Below are 16,666 nucleotides of genomic sequence, written 5' to 3'. Positions count from 1 at the left end.
TTCAGCGTCAAGCAACTGGAGCCCGACGCCATGACGAAAACAACAATCCCCGTTCGTCTCGACATCAACGGCCAGCATCACGAATTGCAGCTCGAACCGCGTGTCACGCTGCTCGATGCCTTGCGTGACCGGCTCGGCCTGACCGGCACCAAGAAGGGCTGCGACCATGGCCAGTGCGGCGCCTGCACCGTGCATGTCGACGGCGAGCGCGTGCTCGCTTGCCTGACACTGGCGGCACAAGCCGAGGGTCGCAGCATCACCACCATAGAGGGGCTTGCACGGGAGGGCGAACTGCATCGCGTGCAGGCTGCCTTCCTCGAACAGGACGCCTTCCAGTGCGGCTATTGCACGCCGGGCCAGATCATGTCGGCGGTGGCCTGCATCCGCGAGGGCCATGCCGGCTCGGATGAGGAAATCCGCGAATACATGGCCGGCAATCTCTGCCGCTGCGGCGCCTATCCGCACATTGTCGCCGCAGTCCGTCAGGCAGCCCTGGAGGTCGCATCATGAGGGACTTTTCATACCTGCGCGCCACGTCGGTCGATGCGGCACGCCAGGCGGCCGCCCTGCCCGGAGCCATGCTGCTGGCCGGCGGCACGACGCTGATCGACCTCGCCAAATGCGGCGTCGCCGAGCCCGATAGCCTGGTCGACATCACCCATCTCAAGGGGCTGGACAGGATCGAAGTGAATGAGCGCGGCGCAACCATCGGCGCGCTCGTCAGAATGGGCCATGTCGCCGACCATGCCGACATCAAGAGCCGCTTCCCCGCCATCTCGGAGGCACTGTGGCAGGCGGCGTCCGCACAGATCCGCAACATGGCGACCGTCGGTGGAAATCTGATGCAGCGCACCCGCTGCCCCTATTTCCGCGATCCCGCCAACTTTTCCGCCTGCAACAAGCGTGTATCAGGCTCTGGCTGTTCGGCGATCGGCGGCGTTACCCGTGGCCACGCCGTGCTCGGCACCAGCGAGGCCTGCATCGCCATGTATCCCGGCGATCTCGCCACCGCTTTGGTCGCCTTCGACGCGACAGTCCATCTCGGCGAGCGTAAACTTCTGGTGGACGACTTCTTCCTGTTGCCCGGCACCACGCCCGACAGGGAACATGCGATCGAGCCGGGTGAGATGATCACTGCCATCGAAATCCCCGGCTCCGCCGCCGCCCGCCGCTCGACCTATCTGAAGATCCGCGACCGGCAATCCTATGAATTCGCCGCCGCAAGTGCCGCCGTCGGCCTCGAACTGGAAGCCGATGGCCGCACCATCCGCGACCTGCGCGTCGCGCTCGGCGGCGTTGCGACAAAACCCTGGCGTGCACGCGCCGTGGAAGACGCGTTGACAGGCAAGGTGCTGGAGCCGGAAACCGTCCGTGCCGCCAGCCTGCTCGCGGTCGAGGGCGCGGTCGACCATGGCGCCAACCACTACAAGATCGAGCTCGCGCCGCGCGTCGTAGCTAGAGCCATCCTCAAATTGGGAGAGACGGCATGACCGTTCACATCGCAAGACATGGCGACGCCTCCGATGGCGCGCTGGCGGAAGCCGTCGGCGGCCGGCTGTCCCGCGTTGACGGCCTGGCCAAGATCACCGGTGCGGCCAAGTACGCCGTCGAGCAGCAGCTCGAGGGCCTCGCCTATGCCGTGCTGGTCGAAAGCACGATTGCGTCAGGCAAGGTGTGCGCGATCGACACGGCAGAGGCGCAGGCTGCACCGGGCGTGCTGCAGGTGCTCACCCCAGACACCATCATCAGCCTGAAAACCGCGGCGGACTGGTTCGGCACGCCGCCGCCCGACCAGCCCTACTGCCCGCTGGCTCGCGACATCACCTTCTCGGGCCAGCATGTCGCCGCTGTCGTCGCCGAAACCTTCGAGCAGGCCGTCGCTGCCGCCGCGCTCGTCAAGGTCAGCTATGACCAGACGCCGGCAATCGTCGACCTCAGCGACGGCAAGGCCGGCGACGGCGTTCCGATCGACGCCATGACCAAGGAATGGGGCGATGCGCCCGCCGCCTTCGCTTCGGCGCCGGTGCGGATCTGTGCCGCCTACAACACGCCGCGCGAATACCAGGCGCCGATGGAGCCGCATGGGCTGATCGCGCGCTGGGAAGGCGATCATCTCACCGTCTGGGAGCCGAGCCAGTGGCTCGACGGCATGGCCCGCACCTATGCCGAATGGTTCGAAGTGCCGTTCGAGAATGTGCGGCTGGTCTCGCCCTATATCGGTGGTGGCTTCGGTTCCAAGGCGCTGGCGCTCAGCCATGGTGCGGTGGCCGCAAGTGCGGCCAAAATGCTCGGCCGGCCGGTGCGTCTGGTGATGACGCGGCCGCAGACTTTTACCGGCTACGGCGGCCGCGCCGCGACCCGGCAAACGGTGACGATCGGCGCCGACCGTGACGGCGTGATCCAGTCGATCGTGCATCGCGGCGTCAATGAAACATCCATCGACGGCATGTGGGTCGAGCCGCTGGGCTCGGTCACCTCGATCATGTACGCGACGCCGAATTTCTCCTCGAAGCAGAATGTCGTGCGGGTGAACTCGGTGGTGCCGGGCGCCATGCGCGCGCCGGGCGAAAACCCCTCGGCCTTCGGCATCGAAAGCGCTATCGACGAGCTTGCCTATGAGGTCGGCATCGATCCGCTGGAGATTCGCCTCAGGAACTACGCCGAGCAGGACCCGCACGCGAAAAAAGCCTGGTCGACCAGGCAGTTGCGCGAGGCTTTTGCCGCAGGCGCTGAACGTTTCGGCTGGTCGAAACGGACACCCGAACCGCGTTCGATGCGCGACGGCAACCAGCTGATCGGCTGGGGCGTCGCCGCCGGCACCTATCCGGTGCGGCGCGCCTATGGCGAGGCGATCGTGCGCATCCTGGCCGACGGCTCGGTCGAGGTCGAAAGCTCGTCGATCGACATGGGCCAGGGCACCTACATCATCCTGGCGCAGACCGCCGCAGAGACCATCGGCGTGCCGGCCGACGACGTGGTGGTGAAGCTCGGCGATTCCCGCTTTCCCCGCGCCGGCGTCACCGGCGGCTCGCGCCTTGCCGGTGTCATGACAGGTGCCGTCTACAAGGCCGCGACCTCGGCGCTCGACCAGTTGGTCGGCTTGGCCATCGGCGATCCGCGTTCACCCTTCCACGCGCTGCAAGCCAACACGCTGGTCGTCGCCAACGGCCGCATCGCTTCACCGCGCGGCGACGGTCTCTATGTCTCGATTGCCGAACTGTTCAAGAGCGTCGGCCGCGACCGGATCGAGGCCACCGGCGACACCATGCCGGCCAATTCGACCGCCGAGGAGCGCTACAAGAACTACACCACCATCGCCATGTCGCTGCCGCACACCGAAGGCGACTATTCCCGCCACTCCTGGTGCGCGCATTTCATCGAGGTGCGCGTCGACGAGGATTTCGGCACGGTGCGTGTGTCGCGCGTCGTGTCGGCGCTCGATTCCGGCCGGCTCTACAACCCGAAACTCGCCGAAAGCCAGTGGAAGGGCGGCATCATCATGGGCATCGGCCAGGCGCTGCTCGAGGAAGGCATCATGGACCGCCGCCACGGCCGCATCGTCAACAACAACCTCGCCGACTACCTCGTGCCGACCAATGCCGACATTCCCGACATCGAGGTGATCTCGGTGGGGATACCCGATTTGCACTCCTCGGTGCTTGGCGGCAAGGGCGTCGGCGAACTGGCCATTGTCGGCGTGGCACCCGCGATCGCCAACGCGGTGTTCCACGCGACAGGCAAGCGGGTGCGGGACCTGCCGATCACGCTGGAGAAGCTGATTTAGCGCCGTAACGGCCCGCTCGTATCACAACGGGAGGGCCGTCGTGCCGGCTCCGTCGGCCTACCCGGGAATATCCCAGTTCGATCGTGCCAGAACATCGGCGGGAGGAAGGAACTCTTCGGTCTTGATATCCCGGCGCTGGATCTCATCGGCGACAAATTCCTCGGATCCCCACCCGCCGCTTCTGATTTTCAACGGGATGCCGTCCTGCGTGAGACAGTGGTGAAGGCTCCCGTCCGCCATGTTCGGCGTCATGTCGAACCACGCGCATGGCACGCCCAAAACGCTACTATTTTTGCCGGTTCTTTTCGGGGTGCCGGCGCTGCCAAGACCATTGGGAAAGTAGATTCTTTGTCCGGGCAGGTATTTCTGCAGCATGGAGAGCCGTTCGAACGCGCCACCTTTGAGCGTATTGAAGGATAGTTGCTGCCCCGTCCGGTCGTTCCAGATGACGAGATATCGCCGCCCGTCAGCATATGATCTTTCATCGTATGTCCAGCCGCCGTGCCGGCGCACTGTCCTTGTCGCACCTTCGGAATGCATATGGAGGGCATAGTCAGGAGACTGTTCACCGTCGGTTGCGCCTGGCGCCGACTGGTCGTCGAAATGCAGCCATTGCGCGACGTCGAGCAGATCGGCGGGCGGCCTTACGTCCTCGGCGGGCACAGGCCGGCGTTCGAGCCTGACCAGCGTCACAAGCTCCTGCGGCGAACCACTGTTACCCAGCACCTTCGCGCCGATCTCAATCCCGTCGGCTGTCAGGCAACTCAGCCATTGTGGCCCGTTCTTCATCCTGTCCGGATCACCGCGCAGGAGTTTCCGCACGGTGCATGTTTCGCCGGCATGCAGTTCCGTTTGCCCGGTCTGGCTTGTTCCGCGTACTCCAAGCGACGATTCGGGTGTCTCGCGGTAAATCAGGACGGACGAATAGCTTGCCTGTGGATGTGGGCGGATGACGATAGACGTCTCAATTGCCGGATTTCCATAGATGGTCGCTTGCTGTTCGTCGACACGCACCCAACCGCCATGCTGTGTGACGATCCGCGTTTGTGGCCCGGTTGATTTCCCCCATGCCTGCTCGGTCGTCATTGTCGCGACGTAGTCGGGGACATCGGCCGAAGGCGCATAGGGTATGCCGCCTGCCCACGCAGGGGAACTTGCCAAGAGGAAGCCCGCCATGATCGATAGTTTCATCACGGCTCTCCCCTCGCTCCACATAGCTGCTTGGCTGCACGATTTCCCGCAACAGCGGCGATTTTGCGACGGCAGCACGCGAGTCAATCTCGGAGGCGGTGTTCCATGCCACCGGCAAGAGGGTGCGGTATTTGCCGATCACGCTGGAGAAGCTGATTTAGGGTGCGACGCGGAAGCTACTAATCTCCCCTCGAGGTAAGATGTCGCCAAAGGCGACAGAGGGGGTCGTCGCGTTTAGAGCGCCGACCCCGTCCGCGGCGGCAGGCCGAGCCCCGCCGGCCCCCTGGCCTGCCGGCCATCTCCCGAGGGAGAGTTGTACCTCCAGCGTCAGAACTTGTAGCTGAGCCCGACGCGGACATCGTGCGTCTGCAGATCGACATGCGTTTCCGTGAGCAGACCGGCTGCTATCGAGAGGTCCTTGCTGCCGAAGTCGGAGTAGCGATATTCGGCCCGCGCGATCCACCGGTCGGTGAAGGCGTGCTCGATGCCGGCGCCAACGGTCCAGCCGACATGGGTCTCATCGTGGAATGGTATTTGAACGGCGCCGCTGCCGCCGATCGCAGTCACTTCATACTTTGCCGCGGCCACGCCGGCAGCGATGTAGGGCAAAGTCCGGTCGAAAGCGTAGCCCGCCCGCAGCCGCGCCGCGCCCGACCACTTAAGTTCGCTCTTAAGCAATGTGCTGAAACCACCGCCACTGGCATCGAGGGGCGTCAGTCCGTCGGCATTGCTGTAGGCGATGTCAGCCTCGGCGCCGATCACGAAGCTGTTCGCCATCTGGTAATTGGCGCCGATATGAATGCCGCCAATAAAACCGTCTGGATCGAGGGGAAGGTTAAGGTCCGTGGCCCCGCCGAAGCCGCCGCCGGCGATGAAGAGATTGGACTTTCCGGCCACATAGCCGATGTCGACGCCGGCATAGAGGCCGGACCAGTCGTAGCCGGAAACCGGCGAAACCTCATTGATATCAGCCGCGCATGCTATGCCGATCGGCGCGAGGATGAAGGCCGTAGCGAGAAGGATCGTTTTCATTGTTGTCTGCCGCCCCAGGGTTGTGGTCCCCGCCGCGAAAATGCTCCGCGGCGATCGAGCACCCGGTGTTGCATTGTCAGGCGGTCACGTCTTGGGCTGGGCCGCACTGGAATTGTCGCGGACAGCGGGACGGCGCTTTCCCGGATGGTGTGGCGATTCAGCCGCAGTCGATTTGGCGTTCGACAGAACTGGCGGCGCGAGACTACCTGGCGCCGCTCGGCGTCGAGCCGAAGCGGCGGCGGAAGCAGCGATTGAAATAGGACACGTCGGAGAAGCCGCTGAGCAGCGCGATCTCGCTGATGCGCATCCGGTCGTTGCGCCTGTCGGAAAGCATCCGGTGCGCCCTCTGCAGGCGTAATTCGAGAATGCGCTCGGCAAAGCTCACCCCGGTTTCCTGCAGCAGGTCATGGACATAGCGCACGGAGAGCCGCAATTGCCCGGCAACGCTCTGGGCTGAAATGGCGGGATCGGCGAAATTGTCCCGCATTTTTTGCAGGATGGCCTGCAGCCTTGCCGCGCGCAGGCCGCGCAGACCCGCGAGTTCGGCGGCCTCGCCCTTGGCGCCGGTCGCCAGGCCGATCAGGTCGACGATGGTTTCGGTGGCATGGCCGACAAGATCGGGTGAGACCAGGGCCGGGCCAGCTTCCAGGAAGCTGCAATAGCGCTTGAGCATGTCGAGCGCCTCATTGTCGGCTCCGATGATCAACGCCAACCGGTCCTCGACATGCGTGAAGGCATTCTCCAACACGATGCGCGGGAGCACCACATTGGCCCAGACATTGTTGTCGCCGCCCGTCATCTGCAACGCCTCCGAAGCCGAGACCAATGCGGCCTCGCCCTTGCCCACACGATAGTCGCGGCCGATCTGTGTGCCGCTGAGCACCGTATCGCCATTGTTGACCAGCAGCAGATAGCCGTCACGGCCATCGGCGGCGATATTGCTCGCCTTGCGGCTGGCATGCCTGATGGTCCCGGCCATCTGCCCGAGCACCAGCGGTCCGATGGCCGTGGCCTCGATCGCCGCCTCGAACGACAGTTTTTCGGAAATCGTATATTCGACCGACCAAATTTCGGCGACGTGGATGTCCTGCCAAAGCGCGAACCGTGCGTGGTGGTCCAGATGCGAAGGCAGGTCGACCGATGAGAAGACATTCTTGTTCAAGCAGCCTGGCCTTTCCTACGCGCGCGTCTTCACTTGGACGCGCACCGTATTGGACCAGATGACGGCCTGTCCAGAGCAGGAAATACTTGTGCGCCTGGCGACAATTCCAATGCCGTTCTGGGCAAGAATATTTCCAGGACTTCATTGATCGAGCCGGTGGAATTCCGGAAATACTCGGAAATATCCGCAAGGGGGCGGCGGCGCCCGCCATCGCCAGGCTTGCCGATCCCGCCACCGGCAACGGAGCCTCACCGCTGTTCGGCGCGGCAACGAAGGCGTGCTGGGGCCGCGGCCGCGTCTACCGGCGCGACGATGAAAGCCGCAGTCGTATACCGCGACATGGCGAAATCCGCCGCCCGTCACCATATCATCACTGCCAGATGACGATTGTCCTCCAAGAGGCGCAGTCATGATCGTTTCCATGGATTGCCGGCCAACGGTCCCCCGACGGGGGCCGATTGACGCCCTTTGCGACACTTGCCGCGGCCTTACGCGATCGGAAGAGGTCGCGCCAACGGAGTGACGATCATGAACCCCATCACCTTGTTCCTCACCACGGTCTTCGCCCTTGCGGGCATCGGCCTCGGCGCCACGACGAACCCGTGGCTCGGGGCACCATTCATTATTATCGCACTGCTCATTGCCGCCTCGCTGAAGATGGCCAACACCTGGCAGAAATTCGTGGTCCTGCGCGCCGGCAATCTGCAGGGCGTCAGGGGTCCCGGGCTGTTCCTGATCATTCCGGTCATCGACAATGTCGTTGCGGTGATCGACGAACGCATCCAGACCAGCGCCTTCAATGCCGAGCAGGCGCTGACCAAGGACACAGTGCCGGTCGATGTCGATGCGATCATCTTCTGGCATGTCCATGACGCACGCCAGGCGGCGCTCGAGATCACCAATTACCGTGAGGCGATCGACCGCGTCGCACAGACATCGCTGCGCGAGATGATCGGCTCGTCGATGCTGTCCTCGCTGTTGTCCGACCGCAAGGCGGCCGACGAGCACCTGCGCGATGTCATAGGTCAGAAGACAGCCGAGTGGGGCGTCACGGTGATGTCGGTCGAGATCCGTGACGTCGCCATTCCCGTGGCGCTGCAGGATGCGATGTCGCGCCAGGCGCAGGCCGAGCGGGAGAAGCAGGCGCGTGTCATCCTCGGTTCCGCCGAGGCCGAGGTCGCCGGCAAGTTCGTCGAGGCAGCCAATATCTACGCCGGCCATCCCACCGCGCTGCAGCTGCGCGCCATGAACATCATCTATGAGACGACGAAAGAACGCGGCGCAACGATCCTGATCCCGACTGCCATGGTCGACAGCCTGAACCCGGCAGGCGCCTTTGTCCGCGCTGGTCAACCGGCAACGCCCAAGGGGGCTGCGTAGCGGCCCTAAGCGTGGCTGTGATACGACTGCAACTATCTTTTCAGGCAACCGGAGGACACACGATGGAGCATGCACGGAGCAAGATGGCATTTGCCGTTTTGGTATTAGGCTTGTCCCAAGGCCTCGGCGCAGCACAGGCAGAGCAGATCAAAGCATCCGGTTGCGCAAGAGCTGGCACCGAAGCCGGCTGCATCATTCTGCAGGATGGCAAACAAACATATGAAATTACCTCGGCCAGCCCGAAGCCGGCCATCGATACCTATGGAACCGTGACTGGCACTATCAGCAGCAAAATGACCATGTGCATGGAGGGCAAGCCGCTTGAAAACGCTGAATGGAAGCCGGATCCAACGAAGGCCTGCGCCAACTAGAGCAATTCCAGGAAAAGTGTGAAACTGGAACGGCGCAATCGGCAGATCCGCCCCCCTACTCCGGCGAAGGCACCGGCGGCTTCGAGGTCAGCGCCGTGCCAGCGGCCGCGACGATGACGGCGGCGATGCCGGCCAGTTGCGGTAGGGTCAGGCTCTCATGCAGGAACAGGAAGCCGGCCAGCGCGCCGAGCCCCGGTTCCAGGCAGGTCAGCGTGCCGTAGATACGGGCCGGCATGTGGGTCAGCGCCACCATCTCCAGGAAGAACGGCAGCGCGCTGGAGAACAGGCCGACAAGCAGCGCGCTGACCAGGATCGACGGCGCGAGCAGGCCCATGCCCGCTTGCGCCACGCCGAAGGGCAGCGCCAGCACGGCGGCGATCGCCATGCCGTAGGCGGTGGTGCGGGTGCCAAGCTCGGCGCCCGCCTTCTGCGCGAGCACGATATAGAGCGCCCAGAAGCCGCCGGCCGCCAGCGCCAGCATCACGCCCACGGGGTCGAGCGGCTGCAACGAATGGATGAAGGGCGAGAGCAGCACGATGCCGGCGACGGCAATCGCGATCCAGGCAAAGTCGCTGGCGCGCCGCGAGGCCAGCGTCGCCACCAGCAACGGGCCGGAAAACTCCAGCGCCACTGCGACGCCGAGCGGGATCCTGGCAAGGGCTGCGTAGAACAAAAGGTTCAGCGCGGCGAGCGTCACGCCATAGGCGACCAGCCATGGCAAGGTGGTGCGCGTCGGCCGCATCTGCCAGGGTCGCAGCACCGCGATCAGCATCAGCGCGCCGATGATCAGCCGCAGCGTCGTCGTGCCTTGCGCACCGATCACCGGGAACAGCGTCTTGGCGAAGGTGGCGCCGATCTGGATCGACACCATCGCGCCCATCAGCGCCGCGACGGGCAAGGGCGCCGCTTCGCGATTGGCAACCGGTATAGATGTCACTTCTGCTCACCCTTCCCTGCCGTGCCGGGCATCGCGACCGGCGGCATGACTGGCAGCTATGGCCTCCCCGGGCAGGCCTGTCGTGAGGCACGGAAAGACAGTCGGCTGGGGCAAGCGCTGGAATGGGTTCGGAAGTCGGAGAACACACTTCCGGCCATTCACGGCATTGTTGGGGCAGCCTGCCTAAGCGGTCGCGGCAACCGAGCGCTTGAAGACGATGGTGACCCGCGTGCCCTCGCTGGCGCTCGAATTCACGTCGAACTCCGCCTTGGCGTTTTCGGTCAGCGAACGCGCGATCAGCGCGCCGAGCTTGCCGGGCTTGGGCCAGGTCTCGCCATCCGGGAGGCCAATGCCGTCATCGGCGACGACAATACGGCAGCCATCGCCGTTGACGATGCTATGCAGCGTGATCGTGCCGCCGTCGCGCCCTTTGAAGGCATGCTTGAGCGCATTGGTCAAAAGCTCGTTCACCACCAGCCCGGTCGGCATGGCGACGTTGACCGACACCGGATAGGTATCGACCTTCATGTCGAGGCGAATGCCCTCGACCGCGTGCGAGTTCATCACCGCCGACGCGATCTGGCTGAGATAGACGCCGAGATCGACCTCGTCCTTATGATCGTCGCCCGACAGCGTCTGGTAAAGGATCGCCAGCGCGTCGACGCGGCCAGCCAGCCTCTCGAAGCGCTTCTGGTCCGGCTCGGTCGCGTTGCGCGTCTCCAGCCGGATCAGCGCGGTGATCATCTGCAGATTGTTCTTCACCCGGTGCTGCAGTTCGCGCAGCAGCGTGTCCTTCTCGCGCACCCGTTCCTCGACCGACACTGCCTCCTCGGTCTCGCCATGGGCCGAAACGTCGACCAGCGCCACCAGCCGGAAGCAGACCTTGCCATTGTCGTCCTCGATGACGTTGGAATAGACGTCGATGATCGCCGGCGTGTCCTGCGCCCGCTCCAGCCGGAACGTGCCGACAAAATCGGTCTCCTCGACCACCGCTTCGGACAGCGCGCGGTCCTTCTGCCGGTGCAGGCCGGTGCCGGAAAGCGCCTCCCAGTGCTTCTGGGCCAGCCTGACCGCCTTCAGGCCTGACAGTTTCTCGAATTCCGGATTGGCATAGACGACACGCTCCTTCGCGCCGAGGTCCGATACGGCTATGGCGATCGGCACCTGGTCGAGGAACTTCTTGAACTGTTCGCTTTCCAGCGCGCTGGCAAGGTCCGGCGTATCGAGCAACTGCTCGACCGCTTCGGCCTTCTGTGTATCGGATGTCATCTGCGGCGCCTGTGCTGTGCGTGGGCGCCATCAATATCAGCGATGCGGCATGCCCGCCATCACAATGCAGGAGGGGGCATTTTCGCTCGTCTTAGGCCGCCAAGATAGTCCGCCGCCGGTTCAGCCGCCGAACGACACGCCCCTGCGGCGCATCCCTGCCTGCACGCCGCGCACGATGAGCCGGGACAGCATCTCCATGTCCCAGGGCATTCCCGGGCGCCATACATCCAACAGCAAGGCGATCCTGGCTTCATCGGCGTTGTTCATCACCTCATGCGGGTAGGTGTCGTCCCAAAGCATGCCTTCGCCGTCGGTGATCCGTTTCTCCTGATGGTTGATCATCATGACGGTTGCCGGGCGGCCATCGGCCTGTCGCGGGATGACCAGGCCAAGGTGAAACCGCATGATGCCGCGGAAAGGTCCGCGATGACTGGGGATGTGCTTGCGCGGCGCGAGGAACGAAACCGCCGCCGATTTGACTTCCGGGCATTCGGCGAGCAAGCGGCTGAGAACCGGCATCCGCGCGAGGTTCTCCGGCACCGCCATGTCATAGGCCTTGAGCACGAACATGCGCCAGTCGAGGCCGTCATTGGCCGAGATATCGGCCTGCTCCGGCATGATGTCGTGGAAGAGCGGGACCTTGCCCAGATGCACGCCAAGCGCTTCATCGCGGATGTCGCGCCAGGCATCGGTGAATTTCGCCACGTTGGGAAATTCGCTGGCGGTATCGAGGATCGCCGGCGCGTCTATTCGCTTTTCGTAGACACGCCGGATCACATCGGATGCAAGATCGTAGGTATGGGACATCGCGTTGCCTCCGCCACATTATAACCGGACGGCTACCGGTTTTGCTTACACATTTTGTTCATTGTGCCGTCATCGTCGCCGCCAGCCGTGGCCCGGTCTTGACGTCGACGATCTCGGGCTTTGAGCTGTCGACCGCGCCGTCCCAGCCGCCGCCGAGCGCCTTGTTGAGGGCGATGTAGTTGGTCGCCAGAAGGACGCGGCTTTGCAGCAGTGAATCCTCGGCCGAATAGAGCGAGCGCTGGGCGTCGAGCACATCGAGAAGGCTGGTCTCGCCGGCCTTGTAGAGCGTGCCTTCGAGATTCGCGGCCTCGGCATAGGATTTGGCCGACGCGGCAAGCTTGCTGATCCGGATGCGCTCCTGCGCCGTCAGCACCAGCGCATTCTCGACATCCTCGAGCGCGGTCAGCAGCGAAGCGCGGTAGGCGATGAAATACTGGTCGCGCTGCGCGCGAGCGACATCGGCGGCCGCCTGCAACTGACCGGCATTGAACAGCGGCACGCTGAGCGAAGGCCCGAAGGACCAGCCGATCGACGAATTCTTGCCGAGATCGCCGAGATTGAGCGCCGCCGTGCTGATATTTCCCGTCAGGCTGACCGAGGGATAGCGCGCCGCCTCGGCCTGGCCAACCTTGGCGGTGTACTGTGCATATTGCCGCTCGGCCATGCGCACATCCGGGCGCGACAAGAGGATGTCGGCGGGAATCCCGGTCGGCATCGGCAAACGCGGCGACGGGATCGGCTTGCTCCGCTTCAGCCGCTCGGCGAGCGCCGCCGGCGGGCGGCCTGTCAGCACCGACAGGCGATGCACCGCCTCGGCATAGCTTGCCTCCAGCGTCGGCACCGCGGCCTCGGTGCTGGCAGCCTGCCCCATTGCCTTGGCGACATCGGCCGCCGTTGCCGATCCTGCCAGCAACATGATGCGGGTGAGTTCGGCGGTCTGCCGCTGCGATACGGCCGAACGCCTGGCGAGCGCGATGCGGGCCTGGTAGCCGCGCGCCTGGGTGTAATAGGACGCGACATCGCCAACCAGGGTCAGAAGAGTCGAACGCAATTCCTCTTGCGCCGCGTCGACGCCGTAGCGCGCGGCCTCGACGCCCCTGCGGTTGGCGCCGAACAGGTCGAGTTCCCAGCTGGCGTCGAAGCCTGCCTGGTACTCGCTGTAGATGGAATCGGTCCCCGATGTGGTCGCGGCCGACTTGTTGCGCGTCACCGAGCCGGAACCATCCGCCGACGGCAGCAATGTGCCGGCGCTCTGGCGATAGCTGGCGCGCGCCTCGCGGATCTTGGCCTTGGCGGTGGCGACGTCGAGATTGCCGGCGACGGCTTCCTCGACAAGCGTGTTGAGCTGCGGATCGCGCAGGCGCTGCCACCATCGCGACAATTGCGCCGGCTGGACGGATTTCGTCGGCTTCTCGCCACTCCAGTTCGCCGGCATCGGCAGGATGGGCATCCGATAGTCGGGGCCGACGACGCATCCGCTGAGCAAAACAGCCGTAATCATGGACACAATGAGCCGCCCCGCGGCAACCGGGCCACGTTCAAAACCTGTCATGGAAAGTTTCCTTATTGCTGGTTCGCCGTCGCCGGCTTCTCGTCGGTGCCCTGCCCGGTATCCTGCCCAGTATCTTCCTTGGCCGCCCCGCCCTTGAAGATGCGCCGCACCGTGACAAACAGCAGCGGCACCAAGAAGACGCCGATCACCGTCGCCGCGATCATGCCACCCATCACGCCGATACCGACCGAGTTCTGTGCCCCCGAACCGGCGCCGCTGGCGATGGCGAGCGGCGTCACGCCGAGGATGAAGGCCAGCGACGTCATCAGGATCGGCCGCAATCGTTGCCGCGCCGCCTCGAGCGTCGCCTCGACGAGCCCCATGCCGGCGGCCTGCCGCTCGATGGCGAACTCGACGATGAGGATGGCATTCTTGGCGGCGAGGCCGATCGTGGTCAGCAGGCCGACCTTGAAATAGACGTCGTTGGTCTGGCCGAAGAGGGTCGCCGCCGCGAGCGCCCCGAAAATGCCGATCGGCACCGACAGCATGACCGCGAACGGGATCGACCAGCTCTCATAAAGTGCCGCCAGGCACAGGAACACGACCAGCGCCGAAATCGCATAGAGCGACAGCGCCTGGTTGCCCGAAAGCCGTTCCTGGTGCGACAGCCCGGTCCATTCATGCGAATATCCGGCAGGCAGTTGCGCGACGAGCTTGTCGATCTCGTCCATCGCCGCACCCGAGCTCACGCCGGTGGCCGCCGCGCCCTGGATTTCGACCGCTGCCGAGCCATTGTAGCGTTCAAGCCGGGGCGAGCCGAAGGTCCAGTGGCTGGAGGCGAAGGCCGAGAACGGCACCATGGCGCCACTGGCATTGCGCACCTGCCATTTGTCCAGATCTTCCGGCTGCATGCGGAAATTCGCGTCCGACTGCATATAGACCGGCTTCACCCGCCCGCGATCGATGAAATCGTTGACGTAGTCGCTGCCCCAGGCGCTCGATAGCGTGTTGTTGATGTCGGAGAGGCTGACGCCAAGCGCGCTGGCCTTTTCCTGGTCGATGTCGATGGAGAATTGCGGCTGGTCCTCCTGGCCGTTGGGACGCGTGTTGGCCAGCACCTTGCTCTGCGCGGCCAGACCCAGAAGCTGGTTGCGCGTCTGGATCAGCGCGTCATGGCCGGCGCCGTTGACGTCCTGCAGGTAGAAGTCGAAGCCATTGGTGTTGCCAAAACCCTGGATCGCGGGCGGGGCAAGCGCGAACACCTGCGCGTCCCTGATCTTGCGGAAGGCACCCATGGCGCGGCCGGCGACCGCTTGCGCCGCCAGGGCCGGCGATGAGCGCTGGCTGAATTCCTTCAACGGCACGAACGCAATGCCGACATTCTGGCCGGCGCCGCCGAAGCCGAAGCCGGAAGCGGTGAAGACGCCCTGGACAGCCTCCTTTTCTTCCTTGAGATAGTGGTCGGTCACCTCAGCCAGCACACGCTCGGTCCGATCCTGCGTCGCACCGACCGGCAGCGACACGCTGGTGATCAGGATGCCCTGGTCCTCTTCCGGCAGGAACGAGCTCGGCAGCCGGGCAAACATCCAGCCCATGGCGACGACGATGGCGAGGAAGACGGCGAGAAAGCGCCAGGACCGGTTGATGATGCCGTGCGAGCCGTCGCGATAGGCTGATGTGCCGCGGTCGAAGACGCGGTTGAACCAGCCGAACGGGCCGGTCTGCGTGGCATGGTCCTTGGGCCGCCGCAAGATCGTGGCGCACAGCGCCGGCGTCAGCACAAGTGCTACCAGCACCGACAGCACCATGGCCGAGACGATGGTCACCGAGAACTGTCGGTAGATGATGCCGGTCGAGCCACCGAAGAAGGCCATCGGCACGAACACCGCCGACAGCACGGTGGCGATGCCGACCAGCGCGCCGGTGATCTCGCCCATCGATTTTCGCGTCGCCTCTTTCGGCGACAGATCTTCCTCCTGCATGACGCGCTCGACATTCTCGACCACGACGATGGCGTCGTCGACCAGCAGGCCGATGGCCAGCACCATGGCGAACATGGTCAGCGTGTTGACCGAATAGCCGAACAGCGACAGCACGCCGAACGTGCCGAGCAGCACCACCGGTACCGCGATGGTCGGGATGATGGTGGCGCGCAGATTCTGCAGGAAGATGAACATCACCAGGAACACCAGCACGATCGCCTCGGCCAGCGTCTTGACCACCTCCTCGATCGACAGCCGCACGAAGGGCGAGGTGTCGTATGGGTAGACGACCTCGACTCCTTGCGGGAAGGTCGAGCTCAGCCGGTTGATCGTCGTGCGCACTGCCTCGGCGGTGTTGATGGCGTTGGCGCCGGTCGCCAGGTTGACGGCGACGCCGGCCGCCGGCTGGCCATTGTATCTGGCCTGCGTCGTATAGCTTTCGGCGCCGAGCTCCACGGTGGCGACGTCGTTGAGGCGCACCAGCGAGCCGTCCGTCTGGCTCTTCAGGATGATGTTGCGGAACTGTTCGGCGGTCTGCAGCCGGCTCTTGGCCGTCACGGTGGCGTTGAGCTGCTGGCCCTTGCGTTGCGGCATGCCGCCGAGCTGGCCGGCCGAGACCTGCGTGTTCTGCGCCTCGATCGCCGAGGCCACGTCGCTCGGCATCAGCGTGTATTTTGCGAGCTTGTCGGGATCGAGCCAGATGCGCATGGCATAGCTGGAGCCAAACAGCTGCGTCGAGCCGACGCCTTCGACGCGCTTCAGCGTGTCGTTGATGGTGCTATCGACATAGTCGGCCAGATCGGTCGAGTTCATCTTGCCGTCACTGGAGACGAAGCCGATGACCATTAGGAAGCCGGTCGAGGATTTGGAGACGGTGATGCCGTTGCTCTGCACCACCTGCGGCAGCTGCGACTGCACCAGCTGCAGCTTGTTTTGCGTCTGCACCTGGGCGGTGTCGGGATCGGCGGCGGTGGTGAAGGTCAGCGTGATGGTGGCCGCACCGGTCGAGGTCGAGGTCGCCGTCATGTAGTCGAGATTGTCGATACCGGTCATGCCTTGCTCGATGACCTTGGTCACCGAATTCTCGACCGTCGATGCATCGGCGCCCGGGTAGGTGGCGCTGATGTTGACCGTAGTCGGCGCGATCTGCGGATATTGCGAGATCGGCAGCGTGCTGAGCGCCAAGAGTCCACCCAGCATGATCACGATGGCGATCACCCAGGCGAAGATCGGCCGGTTGATGAAGAATGCTGACATTG

At 64.3% G+C, this 16,666-nt stretch carries 13 protein-coding genes; 5 read left to right on the top strand and 8 right to left on the bottom strand.

Features of this window, described 5'->3' with window-relative positions; genetic code table 11:
* Positions 1-30 precede the first annotated feature (30 nt).
* Genes HGP13_RS15230 through HGP13_RS15220 form a run of 3 tightly spaced genes read left to right on the top strand, consistent with a single transcriptional unit; the run spans position 31 to position 3,784 of the window.
* Positions 31-510, top strand: coding sequence for a (2Fe-2S)-binding protein (locus HGP13_RS15230; RefSeq protein ID WP_172226746.1), 480 nt, complete (start codon positions 31-33; stop codon positions 508-510).
* Entirely contained in the window at positions 507-1,490 is a 984-nt protein-coding gene (locus HGP13_RS15225; protein ID WP_172226744.1) for a xanthine dehydrogenase family protein subunit M, read from the top strand. Before HGP13_RS15230 ends, HGP13_RS15225 begins: the two co-directional genes overlap by 4 nt.
* A complete protein-coding gene (locus tag HGP13_RS15220; RefSeq protein WP_172226742.1) occupies positions 1,487-3,784 on the top strand; it encodes a xanthine dehydrogenase family protein molybdopterin-binding subunit in 2,298 nt (765 codons plus the stop codon). The genes HGP13_RS15225 and HGP13_RS15220 overlap by 4 nt, the downstream gene beginning before the upstream one ends.
* Before the next feature lie 57 nt (positions 3,785-3,841).
* Here the strand turns inward: HGP13_RS15220 and HGP13_RS15215 are convergent, their stop codons facing one another.
* The 3 genes from HGP13_RS15215 to HGP13_RS15205 all read right to left on the bottom strand — a co-directional run bounded on the left by HGP13_RS15215 (position 3,842) and on the right by HGP13_RS15205 (position 7,169).
* Positions 3,842-4,975, bottom strand: a complete 1,134-nt coding sequence (locus HGP13_RS15215; protein ID WP_246707392.1) for a hypothetical protein — start codon at positions 4,973-4,975, stop codon at positions 3,842-3,844.
* A 327-nt stretch (positions 4,976-5,302) separates the two neighbouring features.
* On the bottom strand, positions 5,303-6,007 hold the full coding sequence (locus HGP13_RS15210; RefSeq protein WP_172226736.1) for an outer membrane protein: 705 nt from the start codon (positions 6,005-6,007) through the stop codon (positions 5,303-5,305).
* Between the two features lie 202 nt (positions 6,008-6,209).
* Positions 6,210-7,169 carry an AraC family transcriptional regulator gene (locus HGP13_RS15205; protein ID WP_172226733.1) on the bottom strand — a complete coding sequence of 320 codons (960 nt, stop codon included), beginning with the start codon at positions 7,167-7,169 and terminating at the stop codon, positions 6,210-6,212.
* Between the two features lie 528 nt (positions 7,170-7,697).
* On the opposite strand from HGP13_RS15205, the gene HGP13_RS15200 reads away from it, so the two are divergent.
* A complete protein-coding gene (locus tag HGP13_RS15200) occupies positions 7,698-8,549 on the top strand; it encodes a slipin family protein (protein ID WP_172226730.1) in 852 nt (283 codons plus the stop codon).
* Between the two features lie 62 nt (positions 8,550-8,611).
* Positions 8,612-8,920 carry a hypothetical protein gene (locus tag HGP13_RS15195; protein ID WP_172226727.1) on the top strand — a complete coding sequence of 103 codons (309 nt, stop codon included), beginning with the start codon at positions 8,612-8,614 and terminating at the stop codon, positions 8,918-8,920.
* Between the two features lie 55 nt (positions 8,921-8,975).
* Here HGP13_RS15195 and HGP13_RS15190 read toward each other — a convergent pair whose 3' ends face one another.
* From HGP13_RS15190 to HGP13_RS15170, 5 genes are all read right to left on the bottom strand, one after another.
* Positions 8,976-9,857, bottom strand: a complete 882-nt coding sequence (locus HGP13_RS15190; protein WP_172226724.1) for a DMT family transporter — start codon at positions 9,855-9,857, stop codon at positions 8,976-8,978.
* A gap of 183 nt (positions 9,858-10,040) precedes the next feature.
* Positions 10,041-11,126, bottom strand: coding sequence for a histidine kinase dimerization/phosphoacceptor domain -containing protein (locus HGP13_RS15185; RefSeq protein ID WP_172226721.1), 1,086 nt, complete (start codon positions 11,124-11,126; stop codon positions 10,041-10,043).
* A 120-nt stretch (positions 11,127-11,246) separates the two neighbouring features.
* Positions 11,247-11,933 (bottom strand): aspartyl/asparaginyl beta-hydroxylase domain-containing protein, encoded by a 687-nt coding sequence (locus tag HGP13_RS15180; protein WP_172226718.1) that lies wholly within the window; start codon positions 11,931-11,933, stop codon positions 11,247-11,249.
* Positions 11,934-11,991: 58 nt separating this feature from the next.
* Positions 11,992-13,485: an efflux transporter outer membrane subunit gene (locus HGP13_RS15175; protein ID WP_172226715.1), complete on the bottom strand. Its 1,494-nt coding sequence runs from the start codon at positions 13,483-13,485 to the stop codon at positions 11,992-11,994.
* 11 nt (positions 13,486-13,496) lie between these two features.
* The gene (locus HGP13_RS15170; protein ID WP_172226712.1) at positions 13,497-16,664 is read right to left on the bottom strand and encodes an efflux RND transporter permease subunit; all 3,168 of its coding nucleotides are present in this window, start codon (positions 16,662-16,664) and stop codon (positions 13,497-13,499) included.
* Positions 16,665-16,666: the final 2 nt, after the last annotated feature.

The organism is Mesorhizobium sp. NZP2077, from assembly GCF_013170805.1.
Classification (GTDB): domain Bacteria; phylum Pseudomonadota; class Alphaproteobacteria; order Rhizobiales; family Rhizobiaceae; genus Mesorhizobium.
The sequence above is the reverse complement of the archived record's forward strand: the minus strand, read 5'-3'. Positions and strand labels throughout refer to the sequence as shown.